The organism is Microcoleus sp., from assembly GCF_041354475.1.
Classification (GTDB): Bacteria; Cyanobacteriota; Cyanobacteriia; order Cyanobacteriales; family Microcoleaceae; genus Microcoleus.
Genome location: NZ_JBGJZU010000003.1, coordinates 116,499 through 129,967 on the forward strand (window position 1 = coordinate 116,499; position 13,469 = coordinate 129,967).

Below are 13,469 nucleotides of genomic sequence, written 5' to 3' on the forward strand. Positions count from 1 at the left end.
GATTATCTTTTTCTAAAAGGTGGCGGGAGCTGTCAAGGTTGGTCGGAAGAACGCGCAGATTCTGCGGTAATGTCGTCTTTCCCTGCGGTCAATATTCAGTTGACTTCGGGTAATGCTGTTCGATCAAACTAATTAGAATCCAAGTCTGGAGGAATTTTTCATGTCTATTCGTCTATATGTTGGCAATCTACCGAAAGAACTCGATCGCCAAGAACTGCAAGATGTTTTTGCACCAGAGGGTGAATCTGTAACCACAAAGGTAATTACAGACCGTAAAACTGGTAAATGCAGAGGATTCGGTTTTGTAACGGTGTTGACTGATGAACAAGCAGACCAAGTTATTGAAAAATACAATGGCTTGATGTTCAAGGAAAACCCGCTGAAAATAGAGAAGGCGCTGCCACGCTCTAAGGGTAAATCGGACAAGGGTGATGAAGATCAACAGCAGTCACCCCAATCGCCACAGTTAGCCTCGGCACCTTCCCAGGGTCAGCCACAGCAACAGCGGCGCGATGCTTCCCCTAGCACTGGTGGCGGAGGTTCTGGTAAAAGCAGTCGCCGTCGGGATAACAACAAGTCTCGTCGCAATCCAGCAACCACAACTTCCTCTAGCGCTGACTCCGGTTCCGTGCAGCCAGATCCACGCTGGGCAAGCGCTCTGGAAGAACTCAAGCAAAGGTTGCAGGAAGCTCAGACTACTAACTAGGAGACTATGTTATCTGAGATGGTGGCTGATTGCTGCTGTCGATCGAGTTTGGTTGACTAGAAAAATCTGGAAGTGCGATCGAGAACTGGTTTTTTTTACCCAGTGCTCGATCGTACAATTGTGTAGAAGAAAGAACCCGAAAAAATCTTCTTCAACGGAGTTTATCCTGACCTTAAATCGAACGACTGCGTTTATCCCCTCGCCAAGTCGAAGGGTAGCACAAGAACCTTTCAGTCCGCGTAGTCGAAGGGCACGAGCTCAATCAAGAAGAAGGAACAGGCAAACAGTAGGCTACCGATGCCCGATTCCTTCAGGATAGTTGCCCTTGGAGGCCCGATCGTCTTGGGGCCGATATCAGGCATCCCCATGCCCTATACTTTATAAAGGTTCCGCAAATTCGATAGTCTCAATAAAGTCTAAAATTTTGTCCATAATTACCTCTACTTCAGACTCCAGAGAATCCTCTTCATCCGCTTCCTGATAAACTATCTGAGAACTGATCGTGTAACAAACACCCTCAGCGATAAAAGACAAAAATCCTCGATAGGCATTCAACCGAGTCCTAGAACCCAAGTTTTTCTGGACACTGATAGTTGCACCACCAGGTATATCAACAACCGCAAAATACGCTTCTTCATTTTCTAAAGATTCGGCGTGCAGTAACTTGGACTGAGGAAAAGTACCAAGAATTGCGCCATCAATAAAATTGTTGAGAAACGAACTAAGATAAGCTGCTTCCCCAACAGACTCGATGAATTCTGCCACTTCACCAGCAATCGGGAAATAATCAATTTTCAGCAAAACGCCAAAGTCATCAGAAAAAGTAACACTGCCTTCTTGCTCATCAATTTTACCGCCCTGTTGGGGGTCAACTGGAATAGGGACAGTAAAATTGCCTTCTGGAGACTCGTACAATGCCGCATCAAAATCAGAAACTTCCTCATCAGATTCTGAATAAGCAACAATTACCTCCTCGATAATTTCTTGAGCTTCCTCATCTTCCAAACCTAATGCTTGCTGGAACTCCTGCAAAAAATGCTGGTATTTGTCCGAGACTTCGCCATCTACGACAAACATAGCTACGGTGACAGCAAAAGCATCTAAGACTAATTCATCTGGAATGGACTCCCAAGCGGTATTAAATAATGCTCCCACACCATCTTGGGTAGAAATGCCCGCCAGTTTTTTGAGCATGGCTGACATATCATCTTCGGAATATTCAGCAAAGATTTCCGATTCCCAAAGTACGCTTTCTAAGATATCTGCATCAGTGTCAGGAGAATTGGTCAAAGCTGCGACAAATGCTACTGCTGCTAAAGATTCCTCGGAACTCAAACTTACTTCGGACGTATCTTCGGAATTGAATATTTGATCGAACTGGCCCACGGGTTTTGCTCCAATAGAGTTGAGTTTTGCCATTTATAGCAAATTTATTCTTCAGCCGTGAGATGTAATCATGATTTCTCCGTAGCTGGTAGAGCACCCACTGAACATTTTATACTTTACTGTAGAGATATGATTGGTTTTTTCGGAAAAATTGGTTAGTCAGCTATCGCAGGGATTCTGGAGCGTTTGCGGCAAGCACGCGAGAGTCAATGCGGTCGCCGAGATATGCCATCTCTATTTGAACAATAAGAGATATGATATAATTAAAGCAAACGGATCTAGGAAAAATATCTATGGTTTCCGCGATCGATACAGGTGTCCTAAGCTTTGAGGCATTCATTGCTAACTATCTAGATGAAGTCTGCTACGAATTAATCGATGGAGAATTAATCCATTTGGAACCGACTGGCCCCCACGAACAAGTTACTGGATTAATCAATCGCAAGCTTAACGTGGCAATTGATTTGCTCAATTTACCTTGGTTCATTCCGATGAAATGCTTGATTAAACCATTAGGTGGTAATTCAGCTTTTAGGCCAGATCTTGCAATTCTCGATCGCGCTATTTTGATAAATGAACCGTTATGGAAAACCGAGCCAGTCATTACTCTCGGTAATTCTGTTAAATTAGTAGTAGAAGTAGTCAGTACCAATTGGCAAAATGACTACGCGCGGAAAGTGGAAGACTACGAAGCTTTAGGCATTCCTGAATATTGGATTGCCGATTATTTAGGTCTGGGAGGCAAGCGCTATATCGGTTCGCCCAAACAGCCTGTAGTTACAGTTTATCAGTTAATTGCAGGAGTTTATCAAAGAGAACAATTTCGAGGAAGCGAGCCTATAATTTCGCCAACATTTCCCAATTTAAATTTGCGGGCAGAACAGGTATTTGCTGCCGGTGAGTAATTGAGTACCGCGAAAAGCAAAACAGCCGTAATTTACCGTCGATGGTGTCGATCGCGAAATCCAAATTTTGCCGATCGCCAGTTTCAAAGATCGATCGATGCGATATAATTAAAACAAACGGGTAAATGAATATTAGCAAAAAAGATTACTTACCCATGAACATTACAGAACTCAAGACAGCAGTAAAGCAACTTCCACAGAATGAACTTGCAGAGTTTGTCGAATGGTTTGAAGAGTTCCAAGAATCTCTTTGGGATCTGCAAATTGAAGAGGATTTGAAAGCAGGCAAATTTAACCTCTTGATTCGACAAGCAGAACAAGCATTTAGTGAAGGAAAGTGTAGGGAAATTTGAAGCATTTTACATGGAACCTAGTCAGTCACAATCGCCCCAAATCATTACGATTTACAAAGCACCTCAAAAACGCAAAGGTCAAAAATTACTTAAAGAGGGATTTCAACCAGTCGATTTTCCCTACAATCCTCCTTATGTCGATGGAAACTCCTATTTTGCCGGCCCCCACGATCGAAGTATTGCAGAAGAGTATAATCAAAGCTATAAAGAAGGAATACTGGAGGTTTCAATTGATAAGTCAATTTATGAGCAGTATTTCAAGTCGCTGGAATATCGCTATGATGAGAAAGATGGTTGCGATCGAATTGAGGTAATTGTACCTCAACGCTTGTTTGCCATAATCAATCAATTTCCACGAGTCCTCAAACCACAGTGAATATTATGGATAGTCAAAGCTGGGAACAAATTAAGTCAAAGTACAGATTGGGGCAGTTTTTGCTGGGTAAAGTTGAATATCATGCTCCCTTTGGAGTGTTTGTTAATATTGGTGAAGATGCTGTTAAAGGTTTGATTAAGATTCCCGACTTTTTGGATGAGGGAGATATGAGTGAAGAGATGTATCCTGAAATCGGTAGTGCGATCGGTGCAATTATTGTTGGATATAACGAGAGTAATTGTCGTGAAGTGTATCTTAGTGCGAAGCCTAGTGTTTTGCATGAAATTCTTGTGCCGCTGAGAAGTCGTCCGGTGCTGGTTTGAAATAATTTGGTATGCTAATTTTGCCGATCGCCAGTTTCAAAGATCGATCGATGCGATATAATTAAAACAAACGGGTAAATCAATATTATGAGCATTACGCTGACGAAAACCCAAGAGATATTCATTCAGACTAAACTGCAAACTGGTAAATATGGCTCTGCCGAAGAAGTGCTGGAAGTTGCTTTGCGATTGTTAGATGAATACGATCGCGCCGATCGCCAATGGATCGATGCTGTACGAGTTAAGATAGATGCTGCGGTTGCCATGTCCGAACATACTCCACCGATTGATGGCGAAACCTTTATTGCAGGGATTTGCGATCGTTTCCGGCAAGCGCGCGAGAGTAAACAAGGCTATACTAATTGAAATGCTTGTATTATAGTTGCATTCAATTGCTGCATTTGCTGACTTCCTAACTCGCCCAATCGTCTCACGATTAATCTCTGTTCAAGAGTGACAATTCGAGTCACTCTAACTTTAGAAGATACTCTTAATCCCGTGCTAGAAAATTCTGGATCTGAAGCATTTAAAGCAAATTCATCTAAACTTAGGCTAGTGACATTTTGCGAAGAAATGAAGCAGATAGTAATTTCATCTATGGTTGAACTTGCCCACAGCACTAAAGCCGGACGTAACTTTTTTTGACTCAAATCTGTAAATGGAAATTCAGCTAAAACAATATCTCCTTTTTTTAGCTTCACTAAATTGGCTCTCCATCTTCAAGGGTATAAATATCAGGTTCATCATCCAGAAATTGAAATGCTCCCCCGCTTTGGGCTAACTGGGTTATTTCCACAATAGAAGGATAGGGGATGTGACTAAATAGTTTTGCTTGGATTAATAATTGCTCTTCTTCAGAGAGTGTCTGAATGATTTGTACTAAGGATTCAATCAGTTTTGTGTTCATAGCTGAAAATATCTGGGGATATTTTATTTTACTTTAACAAGGCAACCTTCGATGATTATAACAAAAAAACTAAGAGCGTGAAGCAAAGCTATCCCGTAGGAAATCGCCCGATCCAGTAAAATTCGGAGATAGCACAGATTTACTCCTCCAAGTCCACCTGCTTAACCTGCTCTAAAGGTATATCTAGCGCTTCGGCAATTTGCTCGTCGCTCAAGCCAAACTGCCGTAATTTATCTATTGTTTCAATCTTAGTCTGATTTTTGCTTTCCTCCTGCAAGTCAGGAGTTTCCGGCTGACTTTCATCTGGCGTAGGAGTGGTTTGTTCGGAACCCATATTTACACAGCCGATTATATTATTATTACTATTAAAGCTTCGAGCACCCAAAGAAATATTTAAATTACTTTGCCGTTCTACGACGGATTTAAGATTTTTTTTATCAACTTCTTCATCAAAGATATCAGATAACATTTGCAAAAGCTCGTAACCGACATCCTTAGCATGACCCGCTGAACAACCACAATTTTCTGCAATGTCATCATACTTTTGACGCTTCAGCGTTCCTTCTATAATTCCGCGCTGCAAGTCATTTAAACGTTTGCGTGTCTTGGCGTAGACAGCATCATCTATAAATTGAAGTATTTCTTGGACGCGCATCATCGGGGATGTGGGAGGACATGAGTTATTATAGCCGACTTTATCCGTATTATTCCGTATTTTTCCGATCTTCAAACTTTACAGAATCTTTACAAAAGTTCCGTATTATTCCGTCTTTTTCCGCTTTTGAATTTTTAATGATTGATTTAAAGTAATATTATGCTGTGATAGTAAACATTTCACTATGAGTAAAAACAGAATATTATTAGCAATATGCATTATTACATTATTATTAACTATTGCTGCTAAAGTTTTGGCTCAACAATCTAATCACACACTTATTCCCCAAAATATTAAACCAAATTATGGTGCTTTTATAACACAGCAATCACTCACGTTATCGCCTACTCCCTTAGAGAAAATGTTAACACTAAATGAGACCAGCACGGTACAACAGGCTAAAAAAGAAACTGATTGGCTCGCAATAATAGTTTCTATACTTAGCTTGGCTATATCTTCTGTTGTTGGTTATACCTCTAGTCTTAGATTAGCAAATATTAAGTTATGTGTTGGCAGAAATATCATACTTTTTCCCGTTCCAAAAACTCATGTTACGACGAGTAGTGTGACTATGGCAGGAGTAGGATTTAACCTACCTATTACTTTCTATAATTGGAGTCCACAAGGCGGAACAATTCAACGTATTCGCTTAGCTATTGCAAAGGAAAATGATGATGATTTTTATGACATGACATGGACTACTTTTGTGAAAATTGAGACTGGTGGATTTGAAGATGATAATTTAGCTCAACCGATTGCTATAAAAGGGCTTTCTTCTGTGAATAAAGTAATTCGATTTGATTGGATTACTGAACTAGGAGGTAGGCAATTTGAGGTAAAACCTGGCAATTACGAATTGAGAATTTATGGATGGACAAAAAACACACAAAAACATAGCTTAAAATTCACAACTTCTTTTACAATTAAAGATGAAGATTGTCAAAATTTTAGAGACAGTGTGGCTGCAAATCTCAGCCGATCGATTTGGATACCACTGAATGAAAACGAAAAGCCAAATCGATTCTTGTCTAGAAACGATATTGATAGATTTTACACTTAATAATTTATTTGTTTGTGATTAAGGAGTCGTTTAAATCATGTCTCAAAATGATAAATCAATTAAGATAAGCGGTGGAACAGTTTACAGTTCTGGTAACAGTGCAAGCGTTTACGGCGCTGTGAACATTGGAAGTGTGGCTAATAATCAATTTAGGCAACAGACGAACCAAGGCACTAATTATTATTTATATGAAGAAAAAGAAATTCTTTCAGAAGCAGCAGCAGAGATTCAACAACTTCTCAAACACTTAGAAAAAATGAATCCCATGGCTACTGAGGCTGAAAAGATTGAGTACGTTTATGATGAAACTACCCCTAGTTTCAAGCGTCGCGTAGTTGGTGCGTTGCAGGCTGGGGGTGAAGCTGCGATCGAAGAGTTTTTAGACAATCCCTATGTCAATGTCGGGAAGGCGATCGTTAAAGGTTGGATGAAACCAGAATAAATTGTGGTGTGTGAAGCGCGATCGCCCTTACAAACAAATCAAAGTGCGATCGCATTTCTGATGTGTCGCTCATCACGCTCGAATCACGTTGACAACAAACCTTTTCCTACAATTTCTCTAATTTCTGTAACAAATTCTGCTGGAGTTTGAATGATTAACCCGCTTTGTGTAGCAACTTCAGCCGTAAAATCTTTGGTATTTAAGCTCAAAAGGCGATCGACATTTGCCAGAACAGCCGCCGCTAAAATCGGGGTATCTTTAGCTTCAATAATAGCCGCCCACTGCGATGATTCTTCTAGTGATGGATCGGGTTGAATTTCGGGGTTGATAGCAGCTAGCAACTCTGTAAAAATTGGCATAGCCACAGGTATTTTTTTGCGTATATTCCGATCGCATTCCTCCAAAACTTGGTCAGATACAACCAACTTAAAAAGACCTATTTCAGCCATTGTCAGCACAGCACGACTAGCTCCAGTTCGCGATCCACATCCGGCAATTAACACGCTGGAATCCGCAAATATCCTACGCATCAAGACTGTTTCTCCTGCCAAATCGCCTCTCTCTCAGCTTCTAAACCCGCCAATAAATCAGTCAGACCCACATTTTCATTTTCCATAATCGTGACAATCCGATCGATTAGTTGGGGAACTTGAGGTTGTTTGGGAGCAAGCACAATCAGATTACCTATTTGGAGTAGCACCAGCATATCTCCCCGATCGACATTGAGGGAATCTTGTAATAACTGGGGAATGGTAATTTCCCCTCCCTGTCCCAGAATAATGGGGAATTGTTGAATTTCTACATCCGTTTCTTGTGAAGTTATTGTCACGACTTTAACCTCAGCTTTTAGTGTTAAATTTCTAAGACTCTTTATTATAGCAATTTTTGGGCATTTTTTGTCAAACTACCCTAAAAGTTGCAATTACTACGTTGACCTGCTACCGTTAACATAGACGCATCGTAGGAAAACAACCGATGACACTAACAGAATTACTCCCTACCATTAGACAACTGTCTGCGATCGAGAAACGAGAGTTAATCCGCATTCTCATGGCGGAAGAGGATATCAGTGAGGATATTTTTCCTTTGGAACCTGACAAGATTTACCACCTACCAACCCCATATGATAATTTTGGTGCGGGTGCAGCTTTGATGCAGGCAATGAATCTGGCTAACCACAACGAAAACTGAGTATTATGCGATTCCAATACTCTACCAATGACCCATCTCAAGATGAGTTTGACAGCCTACCGCGCATTCCCTTGATTCTGCGCCACAATAACCAGAGAGTGGAAGTTGTTGGGTTGGTAGACAGCGGTGCCACCGTGAATGTATTGCCTTACACAATAGGCATTCAGCTTGGGTTAGTGTGGGATGACAGCAAAGCCATTATTCGATTGGCTGGTAACGTTGGCAATCAACCAGCCATGCCAGTATTTTTCATGGCTGAAATAGGGGAGTTTGCTCCCGTAAGATTAGTATTTGCTTGGGCAAAAAGTGACAGCGTATCATTGATTCTGGGACAGACAAATTTCTTCTTAGAATTTGATGTTCACTTTTATCGTTCTCGGCTTGAATTCGATATTGAGCCGAAGCGTTAATTTCCGCTATAATTTATTTGCGATATCGCATCCCATAAATCTGGCATCGGCTCATCAAAATCCTCGGCAATCACTAAGGGCATCCCGCGCAGAGGATAGTGCTTTTGCGCTGTCAATCCAGCACTCGAAATCTCAGCAGAGTCGATCGACACAGAAGGCTCAGACTGCGACAACCGCGTCTGACGCAAAAAACTCAATAGCACCTGAAGTACATCATCTGATGCTCGATCGATCTCATGGATTAATTCTTCTCGGACTGTCACGATCGCACATTCTCCATGCTAAACTTCTGTACCCATTATAATTTCTAATAGCAGCTTTATGCTACGCGATCGCGCCAATTAGTTGTTTACTAACTTCTAACAACAATGACACTAACAGAATTACTCCCTACCATTAGACAACTATCTGCGATCGTTCTCATTCCATCACATCATCTGTTGCAGGTTCACCAGGATAAAAGCGATCGCTAAAAATGTCTTCCAACTCATATGGACAATTCTCTGGGAAAGTTTTTAGTGGCAAGTTGGTTTCTCCTGTTGCCAAATCTCTACCGCTTTCATATATCTTTTGCAATGCTTCCTGAAGATAGGGTTTAAGACTAGGGTTTTCTGACAGCAATTCTTGAGTATCGCGACGCTGAATGCGAATCGTCATTAACCAGCTACGGCTGCGTCGTTCTACTTGATATTCCCATTTTAATAAATGCCCAAGTAACACCTTTAAGCGATTTCTTAGTTCGGCACGTTGTTGTTTTCCCAAGGACTCAATTTCCTCAATTAAATTCGGTAAATCTAGTTTATTCCATTCTCGTTCTTTCAAAAATTTTGCTTGAGCATAAGTCCAAGCAAAAAAATCTGTTTCATACAGATTTTCTCTTAAATCTCCCGGTATTGGTTCGACTTGTGGTGTTTGCATAAAAATATCAAAATTTAGGGTTTTTTCATTGTATAACTTTGAAAAAAACATTGCCACATTTTTGGGCGATCGCGCTAAGCCACTCCAAAGCCCGTGTATTGCCGCACGTAAGGCGCTTGAAAACCCAAAATAATATCCTCCTTAGCCACACCCATTGCTACCAACTCATGGGCAATTCGCATCTCCGTTGTATTGTGCTGCAACCAAATCTTGCCATTCTTAATATCCAAATGCAGCACGCATCCATGCACCCGCCGATTCCCGTTCCAACCAACGTTAACAACCTGATACCGATCTTGCTGAATATCAAAAATTGTTTGCGTTTCGATCTCACCATGAGAAATTGGAGTGGCCGCATATTCCGTTAATATTGCTTGAATTGACTGACGGTATAATTCTAGTTTATCCATTGCACAATCGCCTCATTTACAGGATCGTAAATAATGCGGCTAATTTGATGCCGCTCTACCGAAATTTGTAAAAACTCCCGCTGAAAAAAAGCTTCGTGTACCCGGAGGGGAACTGCTAAATAAAGCTTGCGATCGGGTTCATTGAGTTCTAAAGCAAGACGATAATTCAAAAACTGTCCTAATGCTGCATGATAATCAGTAATCGGGGAGTCGCCCAAAAATGTTTTGATTTCGACAGCAATTTTCTCTCCGGCTTTTTCTGCTGCTAACAAGCGCTCTGCACCCAAATCTATTTCAAACTTTGCTCCTGCCGCTTCTAGCCGCAGCGGATCGTCGGTAATTACCCAATTCTCCTTCTGAAGGGCAAGCTTGACGGCTTCGTGAAAGAGATCCCGTGCCATGTTTTTCTTGTGTAACTTTCAATTCTATTATACTGCCGATCGCCCTCTACAACCCTCGCTCGAAAAACCTCAAAACATCTCCAATCTTAAAAAGATTTTGGCAGTAATGACGATCGCCCCTCAAATGCGTAGGCGCAAGCTAAGGAAGTAGCCATCGGCCTTCCGAACAATAAATCTATTCTGTGTTTGTAGATCGATCGACCTCAGCCTCACCCTCATCCTCCAAAACTTCACCCAAATAGCGCTGCACAAACTCCCGTGCTGCATCTATATCTAGCAACTTTAACGCCACAACCATCTTCACAAGCGTGTCTCCCGTTGGATCGATGAGCTCATTAAACCAACGATAAACAACGGAACGACGCACGCCCATTGCGATCGCCAATTTGTTTTGGCTAATCCCATAGGTGTCCAGCACTTCTCTCAAAACTCGACCAGTTTTTCCCATGCACCCCATGATGTCAAGGCATGTCCCAACTGTCAATCACTACATATGTGTAGTGATTGCGATCTGATTGTACTAACTACACAATATGTAGTGATTAGTTGATTTTGAAGATGAGGACTTCCCAATGGCTAAAGACTTTCTAACCGAACCGCCCAACGACACCCAACAAGAGCCAGCTCCCACGGACGATCGAGAAAATCGGGAACCCGTGCGTATCATGGTTGTTGGCTCCCGCCAAGGTATAACCGCCGTAGTAAATTGGCTGGTGCGACTAGGTTTTGCCCAAATGGCAGACTGGAGCGACTTGCAGCGCGCACCGAATACGGGCCAGTGGATGCGCGTGCTGACAAAATGGTTGCAGAAGAATTGAAGCAACTGACAATTCGGGCGATCGCATTTCATAAACCTGATGTTTGGGAATCGTGCGATCGCCCGTCAAGTTCGTAGGCCGGGGCCGGGGCGTAGCCATCGCCCTATTGATACAATCGAGATAGCAGCCGTTATTCCCGATTCCCACCATGACATTCATCAACCCCAAAACCGATTACGCCTTCAAAAGAATATTTGGTTCCTCAGAAAGCAAAGACATTCTGATCAGCTTTCTCAACGCCATAATTTACGAGGGCAATCCTACCATTGAAGACTTAGAAATTATCGACCCCAACCTCCCGCCCACAGTCGAAGGTTTAAAAGACTCCTCTTTAGATGTCAAAGCAAAACTTACCGATGGTACGCTAGTCATCATTGAAATGCAGGTATTAAACGTCGAATCTTTCGGACAAAGAATCTTGTACAACGCCGCCAAAACCTACGCCTCTCAATTGCAGAAAGGACAAGGATATCGAATGCTCAGACCAGTAATTGCCTTAACAATAACTGATTTCGAGATGTTTAAAAATAGCAACAACTTAATTTCGCGATTTGTCTACAAAGAAGAGATTTCTAACTTACCATATCCCGATAACGATCTCAAGTTAGTATTTGTAGAACTACCAAAATTTACCAAAACAGTAGACCGACTAGAGACTCTAGCAGATAAATGGCTCTATTTCATGAAATACGCGGTAACGATAACGGAAATCCCGCCAGTAATGGATAGCGTCCCCGAAATTCATCAAGCTTTTGACATCGCGGATCGAGTGAATTTAAGCCCGGAGGAAATAGCAAATATCGAACGGCAAGAAATGTTTATTTACGACCAACAAGGCACGATAATTAAAGCTGTTAAAGAATCAAATATGGCGATCGCACGGCAGTTACTCGATCGCCTAGATGACGCAACCATAGCCCAAATAACCGGACTTAGCGTTGAGTACGTGCAGAATTTGCGATCGCGATAAGAGTTATTTAAACAAGGGATATCGCACCCATCAAGTTCCATCGCCCTGATGATAAAATCGAGATAGCCGTCGCCATTCCAGACTCCCACCATGACATTCATCAACCCCAAAACCGATTACGCCTTCAAAAAAATATTTGGTTCCTCAGAAAGCAAAGACATTCTGATCAGCTTTCTCAACGCCATAATTTACGAGGGCAATCCTACCATTGAAGACTTAGAAATTATCGACCCCAACCTCCCGCCCACAGTCGAAGGTTTAAAAGACTCCTCTTTAGATGTCAAAGCAAAACTTACCGATGGTACGCTAGTCATTATTGAAATGCAGGTATTAAACGTCGAGTCTTTCGGACAAAGAATCTTGTACAACGCCGCCAAAACCTACGCATCTCAATTGCAGAAAGGACAAGGATATCGAATGCTCAGACCAGTAATTGCTTTAACGATTACTGATTTCGAGATGTTTAAAAACAGCAACAACTTAATTTCGCGATTTGTCTACAAAGAAGAGATTTCTAACTTACCATATCCCGATAACGATCTCAAGTTAGTATTTGTAGAATTACCAAAATTTACCAAAACAGTAGACCGACTAGAAACTCTAGCAGATAAATGGCTCTATTTCATGAAATACGCGGTAACGATAACGGAAATCCCGCCAGTGATGGATAGCGTCCCCGAAATCCATCAAGCTTTTGACATCGCAGATCGAGTGAATTTAAGCCCGGAGGAAATAGCAAATATCGAACGGCAAGAAATGTTTATTTACGACCAACAAGGCACGATCATTAAAGCTGTTAAAGATGCTGTTCAAGATGCCGTTCAAGATGCTCTACAACAAAAAGAACTGACGATCGCACGGCAGTTACTCGATCGCCTAGATGACGCAACAATCGCTCAAATAACCGGACTTAGCGTTGAGGACGTGCAGAATTTGCGATCGGAATGAGATTTATTTCAAAAAGGGATATCGCACCCATCAAGTTCCATCGCCCTGATGATAAAATCGACACAGCCGTCGCCATTCCCGATTCCCACCATGACATTCATCAACCCCAAAACCGATTACGCCTTCAAAAAGATATTTGGTTCCTCAGAAAGCAAAGACATTTTGATCAGTTTTCTCAACGCCATGATTTACGATGGCAATCCTACCATTGAAGACTTAGAAATTATCAACCCCAACCTGCCGCCACAGGTAGAAGGCTTAAAAGACTCCTCTTTAGATGTCAAAGCCAA

Annotated in this window: 25 protein-coding genes; 14 read left to right on the forward strand and 11 right to left on the reverse strand. The window is 41.8% G+C overall.

Going from position 1 to position 13,469, the window contains the following annotated elements; translation table 11 throughout:
- The first annotated feature begins 160 nt into the window (after positions 1 to 160).
- Entirely contained in the window at positions 161 to 706 is a 546-nt protein-coding gene (locus tag ACBR23_RS01900) for an RNA-binding protein (RefSeq protein WP_341737418.1), read from the forward strand.
- A gap of 378 nt (positions 707 to 1,084) precedes the next feature.
- Here the strand turns inward: ACBR23_RS01900 and ACBR23_RS01905 are convergent, their stop codons facing one another.
- The gene (locus ACBR23_RS01905; protein WP_341737419.1) at positions 1,085 to 2,125 is read right to left on the reverse strand and encodes a tellurite resistance TerB family protein; all 1,041 of its coding nucleotides are present in this window, start codon (positions 2,123 to 2,125) and stop codon (positions 1,085 to 1,087) included.
- Between the two features lie 260 nt (positions 2,126 to 2,385).
- Here ACBR23_RS01905 and ACBR23_RS01910 point away from each other — a divergent pair, with 260 nt between their 5' ends.
- The 5 genes from ACBR23_RS01910 (at position 2,386) to ACBR23_RS01930 (ending at position 4,415) form a co-directional block, all read left to right on the forward strand.
- The gene (locus ACBR23_RS01910) at positions 2,386 to 2,997 is read left to right on the forward strand and encodes a Uma2 family endonuclease (RefSeq protein WP_371118453.1); all 612 of its coding nucleotides are present in this window, start codon (positions 2,386 to 2,388) and stop codon (positions 2,995 to 2,997) included.
- Positions 2,998 to 3,122: 125 nt separating this feature from the next.
- Entirely contained in the window at positions 3,123 to 3,350 is a 228-nt protein-coding gene (locus ACBR23_RS01915; RefSeq protein ID WP_371118454.1) for a hypothetical protein, read from the forward strand.
- The gene (locus tag ACBR23_RS01920; protein ID WP_371118456.1) at positions 3,325 to 3,726 is read left to right on the forward strand and encodes a hypothetical protein; all 402 of its coding nucleotides are present in this window, start codon (positions 3,325 to 3,327) and stop codon (positions 3,724 to 3,726) included. Before ACBR23_RS01915 ends, ACBR23_RS01920 begins: the two co-directional genes overlap by 26 nt.
- Before the next feature lie 5 nt (positions 3,727 to 3,731).
- On the forward strand, positions 3,732 to 4,049 hold the full coding sequence (locus ACBR23_RS01925; protein WP_371114917.1) for an RNA-binding protein: 318 nt from the start codon (positions 3,732 to 3,734) through the stop codon (positions 4,047 to 4,049).
- An 87-nt stretch (positions 4,050 to 4,136) separates the two neighbouring features.
- Positions 4,137 to 4,415, forward strand: coding sequence for a type II toxin-antitoxin system ParD family antitoxin (locus tag ACBR23_RS01930; RefSeq protein ID WP_371118457.1), 279 nt, complete (start codon positions 4,137 to 4,139; stop codon positions 4,413 to 4,415).
- Here the strand turns inward: ACBR23_RS01930 and ACBR23_RS01935 are convergent.
- From ACBR23_RS01935 to ACBR23_RS01945, 3 genes are all read right to left on the reverse strand, one after another.
- Positions 4,403 to 4,750, reverse strand: coding sequence for a type II toxin-antitoxin system PemK/MazF family toxin (locus ACBR23_RS01935; protein WP_371118458.1), 348 nt, complete (start codon positions 4,748 to 4,750; stop codon positions 4,403 to 4,405). The two genes, ACBR23_RS01930 and ACBR23_RS01935, sit on opposite strands and share 13 nt — an antisense overlap.
- On the reverse strand, positions 4,750 to 4,956 hold the full coding sequence (locus ACBR23_RS01940; RefSeq protein ID WP_371118459.1) for a hypothetical protein: 207 nt from the start codon (positions 4,954 to 4,956) through the stop codon (positions 4,750 to 4,752). Before ACBR23_RS01940 ends, ACBR23_RS01935 begins: the two co-directional genes overlap by 1 nt.
- Positions 4,957 to 5,095: 139 nt before the next feature.
- Complete coding sequence (locus ACBR23_RS01945; RefSeq protein WP_371118460.1) at positions 5,096 to 5,614, reverse strand: hypothetical protein; 519 nt, start codon at positions 5,612 to 5,614, stop codon at positions 5,096 to 5,098.
- Positions 5,615 to 5,795: 181 nt separating this feature from the next.
- Here ACBR23_RS01945 and ACBR23_RS01950 point away from each other — a divergent pair, with 181 nt between their 5' ends.
- Together ACBR23_RS01950 and ACBR23_RS01955 are read left to right on the forward strand one after the other, a co-directional pair.
- The gene (locus ACBR23_RS01950) at positions 5,796 to 6,671 is read left to right on the forward strand and encodes a hypothetical protein (protein ID WP_333274402.1); all 876 of its coding nucleotides are present in this window, start codon (positions 5,796 to 5,798) and stop codon (positions 6,669 to 6,671) included.
- A 37-nt stretch (positions 6,672 to 6,708) separates the two neighbouring features.
- Entirely contained in the window at positions 6,709 to 7,113 is a 405-nt protein-coding gene (locus ACBR23_RS01955; protein ID WP_371118461.1) for a hypothetical protein, read from the forward strand.
- 83 nt (positions 7,114 to 7,196) lie between these two features.
- On the opposite strand, the gene ACBR23_RS01960 is transcribed toward ACBR23_RS01955, so the two are convergent.
- Both ACBR23_RS01960 and ACBR23_RS01965 read right to left on the reverse strand, forming a co-directional pair.
- A complete protein-coding gene (locus tag ACBR23_RS01960; RefSeq protein ID WP_371118462.1) occupies positions 7,197 to 7,643 on the reverse strand; it encodes a putative toxin-antitoxin system toxin component, PIN family in 447 nt (148 codons plus the stop codon).
- Entirely contained in the window at positions 7,643 to 7,942 is a 300-nt protein-coding gene (locus tag ACBR23_RS01965) for a hypothetical protein (protein ID WP_371118463.1), read from the reverse strand. The genes ACBR23_RS01960 and ACBR23_RS01965 overlap by 1 nt, the downstream gene beginning before the upstream one ends.
- A 146-nt stretch (positions 7,943 to 8,088) precedes the next feature.
- Here ACBR23_RS01965 and ACBR23_RS01970 point away from each other — a divergent pair, with 146 nt between their 5' ends.
- Positions 8,089 to 8,304 carry a hypothetical protein gene (locus ACBR23_RS01970; RefSeq protein WP_341737432.1) on the forward strand — a complete coding sequence of 72 codons (216 nt, stop codon included), beginning with the start codon at positions 8,089 to 8,091 and terminating at the stop codon, positions 8,302 to 8,304.
- Between the two features lie 5 nt (positions 8,305 to 8,309).
- Positions 8,310 to 8,714: a hypothetical protein gene (locus tag ACBR23_RS01975; protein WP_341737433.1), complete on the forward strand. Its 405-nt coding sequence runs from the start codon at positions 8,310 to 8,312 to the stop codon at positions 8,712 to 8,714.
- On the opposite strand, the gene ACBR23_RS01980 is transcribed toward ACBR23_RS01975, so the two are convergent.
- From ACBR23_RS01980 to ACBR23_RS02000, 5 genes are all read right to left on the reverse strand, one after another.
- On the reverse strand, positions 8,711 to 8,977 hold the full coding sequence (locus ACBR23_RS01980; protein ID WP_371118464.1) for a hypothetical protein: 267 nt from the start codon (positions 8,975 to 8,977) through the stop codon (positions 8,711 to 8,713). The two genes, ACBR23_RS01975 and ACBR23_RS01980, sit on opposite strands and share 4 nt — an antisense overlap.
- Before the next feature lie 157 nt (positions 8,978 to 9,134).
- Entirely contained in the window at positions 9,135 to 9,632 is a 498-nt protein-coding gene (locus ACBR23_RS01985) for a DUF29 domain-containing protein (protein ID WP_371118465.1), read from the reverse strand.
- A gap of 74 nt (positions 9,633 to 9,706) precedes the next feature.
- Complete coding sequence (locus ACBR23_RS01990) at positions 9,707 to 10,042, reverse strand: XisI protein (protein WP_341737436.1); 336 nt, start codon at positions 10,040 to 10,042, stop codon at positions 9,707 to 9,709.
- Entirely contained in the window at positions 10,030 to 10,443 is a 414-nt protein-coding gene (locus ACBR23_RS01995; RefSeq protein WP_341737437.1) for a XisH family protein, read from the reverse strand. Before ACBR23_RS01995 ends, ACBR23_RS01990 begins: the two co-directional genes overlap by 13 nt.
- Positions 10,444 to 10,618: 175 nt before the next feature.
- A complete protein-coding gene (locus ACBR23_RS02000; RefSeq protein ID WP_371114926.1) occupies positions 10,619 to 10,891 on the reverse strand; it encodes a helix-turn-helix domain-containing protein in 273 nt (90 codons plus the stop codon).
- A 124-nt stretch (positions 10,892 to 11,015) separates the two neighbouring features.
- On the opposite strand from ACBR23_RS02000, the gene ACBR23_RS02005 reads away from it, so the two are divergent.
- The 4 genes from ACBR23_RS02005 to ACBR23_RS02020 form a co-directional block, all read left to right on the forward strand.
- Positions 11,016 to 11,261 (forward strand): hypothetical protein, encoded by a 246-nt coding sequence (locus ACBR23_RS02005; protein ID WP_371114927.1) that lies wholly within the window; start codon positions 11,016 to 11,018, stop codon positions 11,259 to 11,261.
- Positions 11,262 to 11,409: 148 nt separating this feature from the next.
- Positions 11,410 to 12,231 carry an Rpn family recombination-promoting nuclease/putative transposase gene (locus ACBR23_RS02010; protein WP_371118466.1) on the forward strand — a complete coding sequence of 274 codons (822 nt, stop codon included), beginning with the start codon at positions 11,410 to 11,412 and terminating at the stop codon, positions 12,229 to 12,231.
- Positions 12,232 to 12,321: 90 nt separating this feature from the next.
- A complete protein-coding gene (locus ACBR23_RS02015; RefSeq protein ID WP_371118467.1) occupies positions 12,322 to 13,179 on the forward strand; it encodes an Rpn family recombination-promoting nuclease/putative transposase in 858 nt (285 codons plus the stop codon).
- Positions 13,180 to 13,269: 90 nt separating this feature from the next.
- Positions 13,270 to 13,469 (forward strand): PD-(D/E)XK nuclease family transposase (locus ACBR23_RS02020; RefSeq protein ID WP_371118484.1); only part of this gene is annotated, 200 nt, incomplete at its 3' end.